The sequence below is a fragment of the Pseudomonas caspiana genome, from assembly GCF_002158995.1.
Lineage (GTDB): Bacteria > Pseudomonadota > Gammaproteobacteria > Pseudomonadales > Pseudomonadaceae > Aquipseudomonas > Aquipseudomonas caspiana.
This window is the reverse complement of the sequence record NZ_LOHF01000022.1, coordinates 68044-82048: the sequence shown is the minus strand read 5'-3', so window position 1 is coordinate 82048 and position 14005 is coordinate 68044. Positions and strand designations below refer to the sequence as shown.

11 protein-coding genes and 3 pseudogenes are annotated in these 14005 nt (G+C 52.9%); 4 read left to right on the top strand and 10 right to left on the bottom strand.

All coding sequences use genetic code 11. From position 1 onward, the window contains the following. Window positions 1–44: 44 nt before the first annotated feature. Window positions 45–581 (top strand): annotated as a pseudogene (locus AUC60_RS21635) (DNA adenine methylase). 113 nt (window positions 582–694) lie between these two features. Here the strand turns inward: AUC60_RS21635 and AUC60_RS21630 are convergent. From AUC60_RS21630 to AUC60_RS21610, 6 genes and pseudogenes are all read right to left on the bottom strand, one after another. Next, complete coding sequence (locus tag AUC60_RS21630; protein WP_087272506.1) at window positions 695–1141, bottom strand: DoxX family protein; 447 nt, start codon at window positions 1139–1141, stop codon at window positions 695–697. 14 nt (window positions 1142–1155) lie between these two features. Further along, window positions 1156–1902 (bottom strand): HvfC/BufC N-terminal domain-containing protein, encoded by a 747-nt coding sequence (locus tag AUC60_RS21625; protein ID WP_087272502.1) that lies wholly within the window; start codon window positions 1900–1902, stop codon window positions 1156–1158. Beyond that, window positions 1899–2753 carry an MNIO family bufferin maturase gene (gene bufB / locus AUC60_RS21620; RefSeq protein WP_087272499.1) on the bottom strand — a complete coding sequence of 285 codons (855 nt, stop codon included), beginning with the start codon at window positions 2751–2753 and terminating at the stop codon, window positions 1899–1901. The genes AUC60_RS21625 and bufB overlap by 4 nt, the downstream gene beginning before the upstream one ends. A gap of 27 nt (window positions 2754–2780) precedes the next feature. Beyond that, on the bottom strand, window positions 2781–3047 hold the full coding sequence (locus tag AUC60_RS21615) for a BufA1 family periplasmic bufferin-type metallophore (RefSeq protein ID WP_087272496.1): 267 nt from the start codon (window positions 3045–3047) through the stop codon (window positions 2781–2783). Window positions 3048–3465: 418 nt separating this feature from the next. Beyond that, window positions 3466–3721, bottom strand: a pseudogene (locus tag AUC60_RS28180) (SOS response-associated peptidase family protein); the annotation flags it as partial. 113 nt (window positions 3722–3834) lie between these two features. Further along, window positions 3835–6084 (bottom strand): TonB-dependent receptor, encoded by a 2250-nt coding sequence (locus tag AUC60_RS21610; RefSeq protein ID WP_087272493.1) that lies wholly within the window; start codon window positions 6082–6084, stop codon window positions 3835–3837. 190 nt (window positions 6085–6274) lie between these two features. Between AUC60_RS21610 and AUC60_RS21605 the strand changes: the two genes are divergently transcribed. After that, window positions 6275–6955 carry a Fe2+-dependent dioxygenase gene (locus AUC60_RS21605; protein WP_087272492.1) on the top strand — a complete coding sequence of 227 codons (681 nt, stop codon included), beginning with the start codon at window positions 6275–6277 and terminating at the stop codon, window positions 6953–6955. Between the two features lie 3 nt (window positions 6956–6958). Beyond that, window positions 6959–7753, top strand: a complete 795-nt coding sequence (locus AUC60_RS21600; RefSeq protein ID WP_087272489.1) for a tetratricopeptide repeat protein — start codon at window positions 6959–6961, stop codon at window positions 7751–7753. A 567-nt stretch (window positions 7754–8320) separates the two neighbouring features. On the opposite strand, the pseudogene AUC60_RS21590 reads toward AUC60_RS21600, so the two are convergent. The 3 genes and pseudogenes from AUC60_RS21590 to AUC60_RS21580 form a co-directional block, all read right to left on the bottom strand. After that, window positions 8321–8929, bottom strand: a pseudogene (locus AUC60_RS21590) (transposase); the annotation flags it as partial. After that, entirely contained in the window at window positions 8811–9404 is a 594-nt protein-coding gene (locus tag AUC60_RS21585) for a hypothetical protein (protein ID WP_238599618.1), read from the bottom strand. The pseudogene AUC60_RS21590 and the gene AUC60_RS21585, both read right to left, overlap by 119 nt. 660 nt (window positions 9405–10064) lie before the next feature. Then, window positions 10065–10835 (bottom strand): SIR2 family NAD-dependent protein deacylase, encoded by a 771-nt coding sequence (locus AUC60_RS21580; RefSeq protein ID WP_087272483.1) that lies wholly within the window; start codon window positions 10833–10835, stop codon window positions 10065–10067. 658 nt (window positions 10836–11493) lie between these two features. Between AUC60_RS21580 and AUC60_RS21570 the strand changes: the two genes are divergently transcribed. Continuing rightward, the gene (locus tag AUC60_RS21570; protein ID WP_087272477.1) at window positions 11494–11724 is read left to right on the top strand and encodes a helix-turn-helix domain-containing protein; all 231 of its coding nucleotides are present in this window, start codon (window positions 11494–11496) and stop codon (window positions 11722–11724) included. A gap of 349 nt (window positions 11725–12073) precedes the next feature. On the opposite strand, the gene AUC60_RS21565 is transcribed toward AUC60_RS21570, so the two are convergent. Further along, complete coding sequence (locus AUC60_RS21565; RefSeq protein ID WP_087272475.1) at window positions 12074–13321, bottom strand: ribonucleotide-diphosphate reductase subunit beta; 1248 nt, start codon at window positions 13319–13321, stop codon at window positions 12074–12076. Window positions 13322–14005: the final 684 nt, after the last annotated feature.

Sequence of the window (14005 nt, the reverse complement as noted above, 5' to 3'; positions counted from 1 at the left end):
GAAGTCTAGCAACTGTTTATCCATACAGTAAAGGTTTGCAATTAATGGCAAATCCCATCGTTCCCTGGATGGGCAGCAAACGTCGCCTTGCCGACCGCCTCATACCTCTTTTCCCGCCTCATGAATGCTACGTAGAAATATTCGCCGGAGGCACGGCCCTCTATTTCATGCGTCCCCAAGCGGCTCTCGTTGAGGTCCTGAACATCAACCGCGACCTGGTGACCTTGTATCGCGTCGTCCAAAATCACTTTGAAGAGTTTGTCCGCCAGTTCAAATGGGCACTCAGTTCACGCCATATCTTGAATGGCAGAAGATGACCCGCCCGGAAACGTATAGTGTCGACTTTGCGTTTGAAAATTACGAGCGGATGGCCGACTTTATGCGGCGCAGCAAGGGTAAGGTGATGGTCAGCATCAACGACCATCCGGATATTCGCCGGGCGTTCGATAGCTTCCACTTTGAAACCCTGGACATTCGCTATAGCACGACTAATCAGCGGCAAGGCAAGGCAAGGCAAGGCAGAGGTGACAGGGGAACTCATCATTATGAACTGGACCCCTGCGTCCCTAGCTATCATCTGAAAATCGAAGTACTGTATTTAACATCGGTCACTGCATCTGCCTTCTAATTTTAAACTTATATTTTTAGTGTTAAGCAAATTTATAATATGCATGAAATATGGCAGCTTTATAATTCATCGAATTCCAAATCGATTATCCAGCGAAATATTACCGGCACCTTTGGCGATAATAATCAGCAGTAATCCTATCCAAGACAAATGAGTAGGCCACGCATCAGGGTAGACAAATATCTCTATCACCAATGTCATACCCAAGAGGGCGAATGCAGAGAGGCGACTGAACAGACCGAGAGCGAGTAGGATTGGGAAAAGATGTTCGGCGTATGCCGATACATGGGCAGCCAGTTCTGGGGAGATAAGGGGCAAGTTGTATTCGGTGCGAAACAGCTCGTAAGTACTGTCGGTAATGGTTAGAAAGCCCTCCACTTTCGTCCGCCCGGACATGATAAAGATCGCAGCAATCGAGATCCGCGCCACGAATGCTAACGTGGAGTCATTGATCAGGCGATACATGTGACCGGCGAGGCTGTTCCAATGATTGAGCAAGCGAGAAAAATTCATGGATTCTCCAATTTTTAATTAGCGGCAAATACGTTTGCAGCGATCAGGCGGTTGAGCATCCGCATTAGATTTAACTCGGGCTGAGCTTGTGTCGCGTATTCGGCAGCATGCTTCAATGACAAATTAGCTGCGCAGGCGTCCAAAAAGGCGCACTCGCCAATGCTCAAGGCATACCAAACGATGAGCCCGTCGATGCGACTGATCAAAATGCCTTCCCCTACCCAATTCAGTTCGGCAGGCACGTCGATATGTTCGCGATTGCATCGCCAGATCGTGTAGATGGGTTGCTCTGAGAACCATTTCCAGCGTGATGTGGCGCGCAATTCGAGCCTCACGCTGGCCAGCAGCTCAGGGGGTATACCCGCAAAGGCGGCGACATCAAGCGCGAGTTGGTCTACAGCTCCATGGGCTTCAATCCACAACAGATCCAGGCGCGCAACATTGCCCAAGTAAGGCAGATTTTGGGCGTGTTCGAAGGCGTCAAGAAAGTCCGGGAAGCCTTTGCCGTACTCAAGCAAACGCGCATCAGTGGGCGGTGAGTGGCCGACATAGAGCGCTGCGGCTGCCTGCATCCATTCCGTTCCTACCAGACGTAAGACGGTAGGAAAATTAGCCAGCAAGGCATCACTGGCTCCTTTTATGACGGTGTTGCGATACACCAGAAATCCCGACTGCTCAGTGAGAACAGGCAAGTTCTGGGAGTCTCTGTCGTACAGGGCGCTTATGAAGGCGTCCTGAAACCCGGCCAGTGACAGAGTCATAAAGAAGTCTCCAGTTGCAAGTGCCGGTGCGTGTCCAGAAGGTTCTGGGCCCGATTGCGCTCGATAACCAATTCATCGAATGTGGGGATCTGGTCATCGCGTTCAATCAGCGTCGGGCGTGGGCCTATGCGATTGATCAACCGCTGATAAAGTGACCAGACCACCTCGCTGATCGGGCTGTCGTGAGAGTCGATTAGCAAGCTCGAATCGCCAGGGTCAGGGGCGTGACCGGCCAGATGGATTTCGATAACCGCATTGGCCGGGAAGGCATCCAGATAATCAGCTGCGTTGAAGCCAAGGTTGTGCGCGCTAATGAAAACGTTATTCACGTCCAGCAGCAGCCCACAGCCGGTTCTATGGCTCAGCTCGGTAAGGAAGTCGAGTTCGCTGAAGTCATGGCCGTGAAGCTTTAAATAGTGGCTCGGATTTTCAATCGCAATCCGGCGCCCAAGTATGTTCTGGATACAATCAATATTTTCGACGATCCGCTGCAGCGCTTCATGGGAGCGGGGAAACGGAAGTAGGTCGGGGTGGTACTGGTCTCTCCAAGTTGACCAAGCCAGGTGTTCCGACATCAGAGCTGGTTGAAGGCGATCGGCAAGCATCTTGAGCCGTTGCAAGTGGGCCATGTCCGGCGGGCAATCAGCCGCCAGTGACAATGATACACCGTGCAGCGACAGCGGATGCCTGCTGCCAATCGCTTCAAGCCAGGCCAGTCGTGGGCCACCGTCAACCATGTAATTTTCCGGATGTACTTCAAACCATAAGCCGTCGGCGGTGCAATTGAGTGCTTGCTCGTAGTGCTCTGCCTTCAGGCCAAGTCCGGCGCCCACCTTTTGAAAGTTTCTCATGATCGACGTGTGCCCTGATACACTAGGTTACTTTGCCTCAAGAGTACCGTTGCCGTTTGGTGTCTTGATTGAGGTGCAAGTCCCGGCTGGAACGTTCTTCCAAGCGTTTGCTTGGTAGTCAGTTCTCGAAGTGCCGGCACATGTGGTGCCTGCGCCTGCTTTGCAATCGTTCTTGCCAGCCAATGAAACGCCGTAGCATTTCTCCATTGCTGCTGGTTTTTCGGACGCCATTACGGAGCCTGCAGCAACAGCAGACAGCGCGATGGCAATGGCGGCGATATTCATGGTTTTCATTGTGTTTCTCCGAGTGGGTAGGTTAGTGGTTTTTAGCTCTGCAGTTTGTTCGCTGAGAGTGCGAAACGGAAATTAATTGGTTGCGAAATGCTAATTGATTACCGATATAAAAATATTCTAGATTTTGAGACAAAACTGCGCTGTGCAGTTTTCTTAGCTCACTTAACACCGCCACCATCTCCCCTTATCGTAGGGCCCTCTGACAGTGTTCTGTAGGAGCTATAGATGCAATTATTATTTCAACTTCATTACTGCGGGCAAAAAGCCATCATGATAAACTTGAAAAAAACCAACCTTTTAAGAAGTTGGCATAAACTTCGAGTCGTTTAAGCGCGTCGTGTATACCGCTGATAAATTATTAGAAAGCGACGAAAAAAAAAACCCACAAAAACTCACAAATGCTAATTTGGAAATTTCACTCAAACCAACCATTTGCTGGTACTAGGACGATGCCATTTGGCCAAGGCCGCTTGGAGGGCTTTCCCGTCGTTATCGTCTCGACTCTCGCATTGATAGGTTAGGGGCTTTCCCCTTCGCCCAGAACGGCAACCATCCCCAGCGGACTTGTCCACGCTTAGACCTTCTGCCAATCCCCGAATAATTTTCACGCGAGTGATCGGCACAATGTTGTAGCGCTCAAGTGGCTATTCGTTGTAGCCATTGATCACGACCTGTTATGAGCCCAGCTCCCACAGGAAATGCATTCCAATCAAACATCACCATTCCCAAACACAAAAAAAACCGCTGACCTAAAAGGCCAGCGGGGCTTTAACATCCTGCTTCCTTATCAGAAGTGAAAGTTGGCACTCATCAGTGCGGTGCGGCCAGGGGCCATGTGCGCGTAGTGAGTGGTGAATACCTGATCGTAGTAACGCTTGTCAGTGAGGTTTTGCAGGTTGAGTTGCAGGTCGACGTTTTTGGTCAGGGCGTAGCTGGCCATTGCGTCATAGCGCCAGTACGAAGGCACTTCAACCGAATTGGCTTCATTGCCGAATCGCGAGTCGACGAAGGTTGCACCACCGCCCACGGTCAGCTTCGGGATCAGCTCGTAAGTTGACCATAGGTTGAAGCTGTTACGCGGCGTGCTCGGCATGTGATTGCCTTCGTTCGCAGCCAGTGTGGTTTTGACCAGCTCGCTTTCCATGTAGGTGTACCCGCCGTAGACCTTCCACTTGCTGGTGATCTGGCCGGTGTAAGTGAATTCGAGGCCATCAACACGCTGCTCGCCATCCAGAACCTGGAATGTGGTGTTATCCGGATCGGTAATACGCGCGTTGGTTTTTTCAGTGCGGAACAGCGCAGCGGTCAACGACAGGTCATCGCCGAAGAAGTCCCACTTGGTGCCCAGCTCGTAGTTGCGGTTCTTTTCCGGATCGAGGTTGGTATTGGCAGACGAAATTTCCAAGCCACCGTTACCGCTGGTTTCACCCGAAGGATTGCTGGATGTTGACCATGCCGCGTAAACGGTACCGTTCGGCAAAGGCTTGAAGACCAACCCGACCTGGTAGTTCCAAAGCTGGCTGGTGTTCTCGCGTTTAAAGCTACCGGCCACGGTGTTACGACCAGCAACAGCATAGCCGCTTGAGCGGATGTCGTAGTCGTCATAACGCAGGCCCAGGTTCAGCGACCACCGCTCGTTGAACTTCAAGGTGTCGAACACGTAAGCAGCGCTGGTCTTGGTATCTGTGTCGGTAAAAGCCCTGCTGTCCGAAATTGTGCCGTTCCAGGCATCTTTCGGGCTTGGGTTGGACAAACTTGTGCAGTCCCCGGAACGCAAAAGCGTCGCCGTGCATCCTGTGGCGATAGTGCCGCCGTTAGCGTTCAGCACGTTGTAGTTGCGGTTGTGAGTGTCCTGATAAGAGAACTCCAAACCTGTCACCAAACTGTGGCTGATAAAGCCGGTGTCGAACTTGGCGGCCAGATCCGTCTGGTTGACGAAGCCGCTGGATGTCGAGTTACGGCTCTTTGCCGAACGCGACACCAAGCCATTGACGACATTGCCGCGGCTGTCATCTGGGTTAGTGACGATGTAATCCAGGGTCGAACGTGACATGCGGAAGCTGTTGGACAGGGTCAGGTTGTCGTTTAGGTCGTGCTCTATCCGGAACGTGCCACTGTCGTTCTTGCTTTTACGGTAGTCGCGGCCTGTCAGGCCATAGAAATTGCTTTCGTTGACGTGGGCCGGCTTATCGACGATGTACTTGCTGCGGCCGGTAGTGGAGGTTAATGGGATGCCATAGTCAGGCATATCATCGGTTTCCAGGTGATAGTAATCCAGCTTCACGCGTGTATCGGTGCCCAGGCCGAAGGCAAACGATGGCGCCACGCCCCAGCGGCTGACATCCACGTTATCGCGGCCGGCGACGTTGGCGTCGTGCTTCATCAGGTTCAGGCGGAACGCCGAAGTATCGGTGATCTGCTGATTGAGGTCAGCGGTGTAGCGCTGAGTCTGGTCGGAGCCGAAGGTGTAACCGCCGTTGTAGGCATCACCCAGGTGCGCGCCCTTGGTTATCAGGTTCAAGCTGCCGCCGGTAGAGCCTGCGCCTGTGAACGCTGAGCCTGGGCCTTTGCTGACTTCAACCGATTCAATGTTGAAGATCTCGCGGCTTTGCGCAGCAACGTCGCGCATGCCATCGATGAACACGTCACTTTCCGCGTTGAAGCCGCGAATGATAGGACGGTCAGCGTTTGGATTGCCACCTTCGCCTGCGCCGAATGTTATGCCCGGCGTGGTGCGCAGTGCATCGGCGAGGCTGGTGGCGCCGGTGTCGCGGATTACTTGTTGCGGGATCACGGTGACGCTCTTCGGCGTCTCACGCAGCGGTGCAGTGTACTTCTTCGAAGCCGACTCTTCGGTCTTGTAGGTAGCGTCCTGCTCGCCATTAATGCTGGTGGCTCCCAGCGAAACCACTTTGTCGTCGGCGCTTTCAGCAGCGTAGGCCAGATGGCCTGCGGACATTGCAGCGATGGCAACACTGACGGCTGAGGCTAGCGAGCGTTGCGAGTGAGCTACAGATGGTAACGATTGACGCGACATGGATGATTTCCTTCCCCAAGGAGTTGAGGCGGCGAAATATATTGCAAATAGTTTCCGGCAGCAATTGGGATTGATTGCTATTTAGCAAAATATTTCATTCAATACACATTCTCTCTACAATATTTTCACGTCTCGGGGTGTAGGCCGTCGTTCAAGCCCGTACTCAGGACTCCAAACCGGTGCTGCGTTCATGCTCTTACACATTCCTGGCTTGTTCGATGTTGATGAAGTGGTGCGTATTCGCCAGGCGCTGGAGCAGGCCGAGTGGGCCGACGGCAAAGTCACTGCGGGTTATCAGTCAGCCAAGGCCAAGCACAACCTGCAACTGCCGGAAGGTCATCCGCTGGCACTCGAGGTCGGCAGCGCCTTGCTGGAGCGTCTGTGGGCCAACCCACTGTTCATGTCCGCCGCCTTGCCGCACAAAGTGTTCCCGCCGTTGCTGAACTGCTACACCGCCGGTGGCAGTTTCGACTTCCACATCGACAATGCGGTGCGTCATGCCAAAGGCAGCATCGAGCGGGTCAGGACCGATCTGTCTGCCACGCTGTTCTTCAGTGACCCCGACGAATACGACGGCGGCGAGCTGGAAATCCTAGACACCTACGGCACCCAATGCGTAAAGCTGCCGGCGGGCGACATGGTGCTGTACCCAAGCACTAGCCTGCACAAAGTCAGTGCCGTGACCAGAGGCGCCCGTTTCGCGTCGTTCTTTTGGACTCAAAGCCTAGTGCGAGAAGACAGTCAACGGACGTTGCTGTTCGAGATGGACAACGCCATTCAGCAACTGACCCGTGACGTACCCGATCACCCTTCTGTCGTCAAATTGACCGGCGCCTATCACAACCTGCTGCGCCGCTGGGTCGAGGTATGAGTCATGAGCTGGAATCTGCAGCGCGAAGAAGTCCTCGACGGTGATCAATTGCGTGCGATGCTCGCCGCCAATCCGGCCAAAGCCGCCCAGGCCATCGTTGCCGCTGCGGGGCAGAACCTCGTTGAAGCCCAGGCGTTGCTGGGGCAGATCCTGCTGGACGGGCAAGGCATCGAGCGAGATCAGGCGCTGGCATTGAGGTGGTTCGAAATAGCCGCGCGCAACGGCCACGTCATGGCGCGTAACATGCTAGGCCGCTGCCATGAACATGGCTGGGGTTGCTCGGCCGATCAATCGAAAGCCGCCGAGCACTACCTACAGGCGGCCAAGGCTGGGTTGGACTGGGGCTTGTATAACCTTGCCAATCTGCTGGCCACCGGGCGCGGCGTCGCCGAGAACCAGCAGCAGGCCATGCGCTGTTATGCGCAGGCCGCGCAGATGGGCCATGCAAAGTCGATGAATCTGCTGGGGCGCTATCTGGAGGATGGTCAGCACTGTGCGGCCAATCCCGAGGCGGCTTTCGACTGGTATCGCCGCTCGGCCGAAGGAGGGGATTTCCGTGGGCAGTTCAGCCACGCCGCAGTGCTTGCTGATCAAGGTCACCTTGATCACGCGCTTGCTTGGCTGAGAGTCGCGCTGGAAAACGGCAACCTGAATTTCCTGCGCGTCGCCCGTAAAACCCTTGCCGCAGCCACTACACCAGAGATCCGAGCAATGGCCGAGGATTTCCATCGGCGGGCAGCGTTGCTGGGGGATGAGAGCGATAAGGCGGCGTACAACTTGATGCTGGTCTGTAACTAAAGTGCAACGCTCAATGAGTTCCTACAGGTCCTGCGCCCCTTCAGTGATACCTCGATATCTGTATGATGAGCTTGCTCGCGATAGCGTCCGGTCAGATGATGATTTATCGTAAGCGTATTGCTAAGTCATATTGCACAAGCGCAGATAATGAAGGGCTTCAGAAAAAGCTGTGGACCTTTTCCCAGCAGTCATTCGCTCTCATGTCATCAGGGCCTCTTTTATTCGACGTCTCCAGCTGGAGCACTGATTATTAGGGTATTAGGGCGTGGGCAATCCATAGTGATGCGCAACTTTGCTCACATTCATTAGAAGCGCGTTTAGACATGGCTTATGCCTAAGAAGCTTAGTTGCGGGCTCAAGACTATCTTCTGATGGCGCAAGTAAAACTTTTAGCCTTTCCGGATCAATTAAACCCTAGTTATCAAGAGTGTTGCAGCCAGATACCCCGCAGATGGCCGATACACTACCCGGGGATTACCATTTGCGTCTCTGTCACATATAGCACCAATAAAGGGTCGGGCGAGCACTTTCCAATCCGGCGCGGCCATAGATTTTCTCCTGCCGTTACAGCGGCAAGTGATCTGCAAATTTGGCCACTATGACGTTGGCCAGCAAGCCTGCGGTCGGGATACCTTTGTCGATAATCTGCGCCGGCACCGGCGCCTGGATCAGTGTTTCGCACTGACGGCAGGCCCACTTGCCACTCACATGTTGCTCGACGGTAAACACGCCCGGCGCGTAATCCAGCTTCTCGCTAACATCTTCGCCGATGCGTTGAAGTTGACAGCCACTGGCGCATTGGGTGTTTTCTGGTTTGTGACGAATCACCGTGCGTGGAAACTGCGGTGACAATGACGCACGTTTCGGGGAATGCCGTGGCTCGATCTGTGGCGCAGTTGGAAGGAGCTGTTTCAGCTCGACCTCGATAGCCTCAAGGTCTGTATCGAGCAGGTCATCCAGCAAGCTGCCCTGCGCCGGGCTGATTTGCTCGCTGCGCTTGGCAAACTTGTGGCGTTTAAGAAGGGTGATTTCGTAGGTCACCTGCTCGATGATGGTTTCATCGTTCTGGATCTTTCTGCTCATCGCCTCGACTTGGGACTGCAATTGCAACGCCTGCGCCGCCAAGGCACGCAGCTGTTCCGGGGTCATCTGGTCGAGGTTGGGCGAGAAAGTCATGCCGCCGATTGTGCCAGAGCAGGCACGAAACGACGACAAAAAGACCGGCCAGTGCCGATCCCGACTTGGCCCCACACCTCACGCTCCTCTCCGCGTTGACGATCATATTGTTCATCAGCATTCCAAAACGTGAGTGTCTGGTTCGGAAAGCAGTACTCATAACGGTGGAACTCATGGGGCCTGAATCGTCCGAGTCAGCCATTAGTGAAAACAATTCAGTCGCAGATAAAGAAAAAATATCGACCCCTCTAAACGTGAAGTTGATCTGAGAGTTTCCAGAGACGCCTATGAACTGGACTTCATCGCCACGGCGGTACTCAAGCTGGATGGAAGCTTCGCAGAAATAATCGACGCAACCATAGGCTCGTTCAAGCGGGAATCCATTCAAAGACATTGCCTCCCTTGCTGCTGCGCGTGAAGCGCCAAGTCGTGCGGGGCGGATTGCTTCAAGCGGCAAAATTTCAAAAACAGACATTCACAAAGCTTCCTGAAAATAAATAACCTAATCGTTGACCGGTTGCGATTTCAGCATGTTAAAACGTCGTTCCCAAAGATTGCTTTTGGCTGAAGATGTTGAAAAAATCTTAAAGCTACTTGTTAAATAACCGGGAGGTAAAAAGTACCTTGAGCGAGTGAAGAACGACCTCAGTCGCCTGCGAGCTAATGATTGAGTTAAAATTGAGCGATGTATCTCGTCCCTCATGCGGTGTACCGGTTACATGCCAGATTAAGTCAGAGTAATAGATTTTATACTGGCTGCCGTTTAGTTCATCGGCTTCGGAAGTCATTATGGGTACTGTGGGCGCTGTGGGTACCGCTCATGCTTGTAAACCTGCCCTCTGCCAATAGCCATGGCAGGAGACAACATCTTTCAGCTCGCTAAAAAGCGAACCAACAATCCCCGTAAGTACCTGCTGCTCCCTAGTGGAAATCGGAGGCCTTGAGCGCTGCTTCGATCGCGGTCTTCCGTACACTGCGTAAACCCTGTCGACATCATCGCAGTCTTCGATGCAGCCCACATATTCGACGCCTCCCTCGCAAATAGCGTTTCAATGAACAGTACGCCAAAGATTGAATCATGCAACTACCTGTTGTAGCGTCAGTGTGGTGGGCTATCCAGCATGCAACGTGCGATTCAGGCCCTTTCTAGCATCATCGAATAGAGCCTTTCTAGGACTTCAGTAGCTTTACCAACCAGCGAGACTTCGCGGAGTTCGTCTTCGCCCACCCCCTGATCGATCGTGTTCACGTGAATCACTGTTTTGTATAACCCAAACGCGATATCTGGTAGGTCCGAGGCCGGGGTGACGATCCCCGATGTGCCAACGGAAACCAGAACGTCGCAATCTTTAATCAATGACATCGCTGACTTCCAGGCGCCAGTGGGGAGGTCTTCTCCGTACCAGACCACTCCAGGACGCAATTTTCCATTACATTTTTTACACCTGGGTGGCTCGATCAGGGCACCGAAATCTGTCACGTGTAGGTTATCAGACGGCAGGGCGGCAGGCCTGTGGCACGCAAAGCATTTCGGTGTAGCCAAGCTGCCATGTAGGTGGAGTACTTCTTTCGAGCCTGCTTTTTCGTGCAAGTCGTCGATGTTTTGCGTAATAATCGAGACCTTACGCCCCAGAGAAGCCATTTGGCGTAGAGCGATATGACCTGCGTTGGGTTTCGCTTTTGCGACCTGCTGCCGACGCCACAAATACCATCCCCATACTAGTTGAGGATTCTCGCGAAATGCGTTGGCTGTTTCCAAATACTGTGGATTGTGCCCGGACCATAATCCTGTGAGTCCGTCTCGATACGTTGGAATTCCGCTTTCTTGTGAGATGCCCGCGCCTGTTGAGATAACAATTTTTTTGGCTTCTATAAGGGCCTTTACCGCTTGCTCGTAATCCGTCATTAAATTCTTCATTGGTGTTAATCGAGTTTTAATAGTCTAAAGTTTATTGCGTACTCTAACTCTGTGATCACCATGTTTTTGGCTTTGGGATATAGCGATTGTTCGGAAAGGAAGAAATATTTTTTAATATTACTCTCTGGTCGGGGGGTGGCGCGTCAACTGCATCTGAAAGTAGATACTTATAAGAGTGCAAGAGTGTCTTGTATATTATGTGTGTGGGGCGGCCCTTAATCTTCTTTTCAATGAAAGCCTCTACAAATTCCTCTACGATCCATCCGCGTCCGCTTGCAAGGTCAGGAGGAAGTACTATTGACATTTTCTCAATTCCACGATTTTTATGGTTTAAATTCTTTGCCAAGAAGTCTCGCATCCTAAAATAGTTATCCATGATCGAAACGCTATGATCTGCACCCGTTGAGCTAAGGTGCCAATGAAATATCATGAATAGCGGGTGCGTCCCTGCATGCTCGAATCGATCTAAAGCGATTTGTCCATGCAAATACTTTGAGATGTCTTGACCCTCAAGCCCTGACTCGTCTACGACCGCGATCATCAATTCAGACAAATCTAGATTCCTTTATCAGCGAAATATTCACAGTATACTGTGAAGACGATTACAGCGCTCTACCTCACAGTGCCCCTCTGATAGGAGGGGTGAGTGGATATCGCAGTTGCATTTGGTAAGGTCTTGCGTGAGGCGAGATTAAGTCAGAAGGTTACGCAGGAAGCATTAGCTGCCCAGGCTGGGTTGCAGCGCAACTATGTGAGTCTAATGGAGCGAGGCCATCACCAACCGACATTAGCTACCATCTTTTCTCTGGCGGCAGCACTCAATAGTTCCCCCTTGGACTTGGTGAAGTCGACGATGGAAAAAATATCAGCTTCTTGATAACACTTAAGTAGCAAGCCTTGGCTTTTTTCACATAACTTCCCTGTCCTCAAAATCCGGCGATAAATCTGGATGTTGGAGGCGTGCATACGTTCCTTCGTAAACTCATCTATACGAAAAAAGCGCCGCGTCGCCTGCTTTGTTTTTGTGTGAGTATTTTGGCCTTACCACCCCTTCAGAATCTGTAGATAGCCGCAGCTCAGTCCTTCAGCGCTTTGTTGCGGCTATTTCAGTCAAAGCTCTAACCCGAACCGAAAGCCTGAAAAAGTCAGGCTTAGACGAGTCGGCTGCAGTGCTAAGTCATCGTGACAACGTGTCAATACTTCGTGACAAGTGGGGGCCGTGATGATCAATCCCAGCTCAAAGCCCCACCAGTCTGATACTCGATAACCCGAGTCTCGAAGAAGTTCTTCTCTTTCTTCAAGTCCATGATTTCGCTCATCCATGGGAATGGGTTAGTGGTGCCTGGGTATTCTTCTTTCAAACCGATCTGGCTCAGGCGACGGTTGGCGATGAACTTGAGGTAGTCCTCCATCATCGCGGCGTTCATGCCCAGCACGCCGCGCGGCATGGTGTCGCGTGCGTATTCGATTTCCAGCTGGGTGCCTTGCAGGATCATCTGGCTGGCTTCTTCCTTCATTTCGGCGTCCCACAGGTGTGGGTTTTCGATTTTGATCTGGTTGATCACGTCGATGCCGAAGTTCAGGTGCATGGATTCGTCGCGCAGGATGTATTGGAACTGCTCGGCGACGCCGGTCATTTTGTTGCGACGGCCCATGGACAGGATCTGGGTGAAGCCGCAGTAGAAGAAGATGCCTTCCAGTACGCAGTAGTAGGCGATCAGGTTGCGCAGCAGTTCTTTGTCGGTTTCGACGGTGCCGGTTTCGAACTTCGGATCGGAGATCGAACGGGTGTATTTGAGGCCCCAGGCGGCTTTTTTCGCGACCGATGGGATCTCGTGGTACATGTTGAAGATCTCGCCTTCATCCATGGCCAGCGATTCGATGCAGTACTGGTAAGCGTGCGTGTGGATCGCTTCTTCGAAGGCCTGGCGCAGGATGTACTGGCGGCACTCCGGGTTGGTGATCAGGCGATACACGGCCAGTACGAGGTTGTTGGCAACCAGGGAGTCGGCAGTGGAGAAGAAGCCCAGGTTGCGCATGACGATGCGGCGCTCGTCGTCGGTCAGGCCTTGTGGGTCTTTCCACAGGGCGATGTCGGCGGTCATGTTGACTTCTTGCGGCATCCAGTGGTTTGCGCAACCGTCCAGGTACTTCTGCCACGCCCAGTCGTACTTGAATGGCACGAGCTGGTTAAGGTCGGCGCGGCAGTTGATCATCATTTTTTCGTCAACGGCAACGCGGGCGCTGGCGCCTTCGAGTTCAGCCAGACCTTCGGCGACGTCCAGTGCGTCCAGTGCTTTTTTGGCACGGATCAGGGCAGGGGAGTCTTTCTCGGTAACGGCGCGAGCTTCGGTGGCTGCGGCGCCACCGGCGCTGTCGAGGCGGTCCATGTTGGCTTCGTTGGCGTGACCGGCGTTGGTTGCTTTGGTGGCTACTTCGCCGTCTTCTTTATCGAATTCGTCCCAGCTCAGCATGGTGGAAGCTCCTGAATTTCAAAGGATGTAGTGCCTGCGTCGAATGGATGACGCTGGCAACGGAATTTTCGAGTTTTACTCAGGATCGACCTGATGGTGGTGCAGCGGGTCGATCAATGGATTTGCTGCCGCGGCTTTGGGGCCTTACAGGCGAGCAAAACGGGGACTCAAGGTGGCTTTCAGGCAAGACGGCATTGCGTGGGCAAAGGGTCATTTGAGTACCTTGGAGCGAGCGCGGGATTATACAGATTTCGCCCGACACTTGTTTATCCATGACTGAGTTTGAGGAAGGATTTTCGTTATTTTCTTCTGCATTTGCGGGTTCATTCTCAGAGGAGAAGATACGGCCGTAAATGCGGCGGAAATCCCTTATGTAGTGTTTTTCATATTTCGAAACACAGCATATAGGTCGTGAGGCTGTCCGGCAATGTGTCGTTGCGACGCATTTGCGGTATGCGTTTTTAGCTTGATGGCGGTCAATGTTTCTCTATGCCTTGGATAGCGGGGGCTGTGGCGGGGAATGGCTTTGCGGTGGAGATTTTTAGGTGACCAACGGTTGGTCGGAGGGGAGGGTGGCTTGTGGGTAATATTTGGTCTTGCTCTGGGTTTGGTGGTGGGGCAGGTATTTGTGGGAGCTGAGCTTGCTCGCGATGGTAGCGCTGCGGTCTGAGGTCGTACCGCGTT

Excerpts from the sequence above, each read along its gene's own strand:
- AUC60_RS21630 (WP_087272506.1), bottom strand. The coding sequence starts at position 1,141 with ATGAATTTTTCTCGCTTGCTCAATCATTGGAACAGCCTCGCCGGTCAC.
- AUC60_RS21625 (WP_087272502.1), bottom strand. The coding sequence starts at position 1,902 with ATGACTCTGTCACTGGCCGGGTTTCAGGACGCCTTCATAAGCGCCCTG.
- bufB (WP_087272499.1), bottom strand. The coding sequence starts at position 2,753 with ATGAGAAACTTTCAAAAGGTGGGCGCCGGACTTGGCCTGAAGGCAGAG.
- AUC60_RS21615 (WP_087272496.1), bottom strand. The coding sequence starts at position 3,047 with ATGAAAACCATGAATATCGCCGCCATTGCCATCGCGCTGTCTGCTGTT.
- AUC60_RS21610 (WP_087272493.1), bottom strand. The coding sequence starts at position 6,084 with ATGTCGCGTCAATCGTTACCATCTGTAGCTCACTCGCAACGCTCGCTA.
- AUC60_RS21605 (WP_087272492.1), top strand. The coding sequence starts at position 6,275 with ATGCTCTTACACATTCCTGGCTTGTTCGATGTTGATGAAGTGGTGCGT.
- AUC60_RS21600 (WP_087272489.1), top strand. The coding sequence starts at position 6,959 with ATGAGCTGGAATCTGCAGCGCGAAGAAGTCCTCGACGGTGATCAATTG.
- AUC60_RS21585 (WP_238599618.1), bottom strand. The coding sequence starts at position 9,404 with ATGTCTGTTTTTGAAATTTTGCCGCTTGAAGCAATCCGCCCCGCACGA.
- AUC60_RS21580 (WP_087272483.1), bottom strand. The coding sequence starts at position 10,835 with ATGACGGATTACGAGCAAGCGGTAAAGGCCCTTATAGAAGCCAAAAAA.
- AUC60_RS21565 (WP_087272475.1), bottom strand. The coding sequence starts at position 13,321 with ATGCTGAGCTGGGACGAATTCGATAAAGAAGACGGCGAAGTAGCCACC.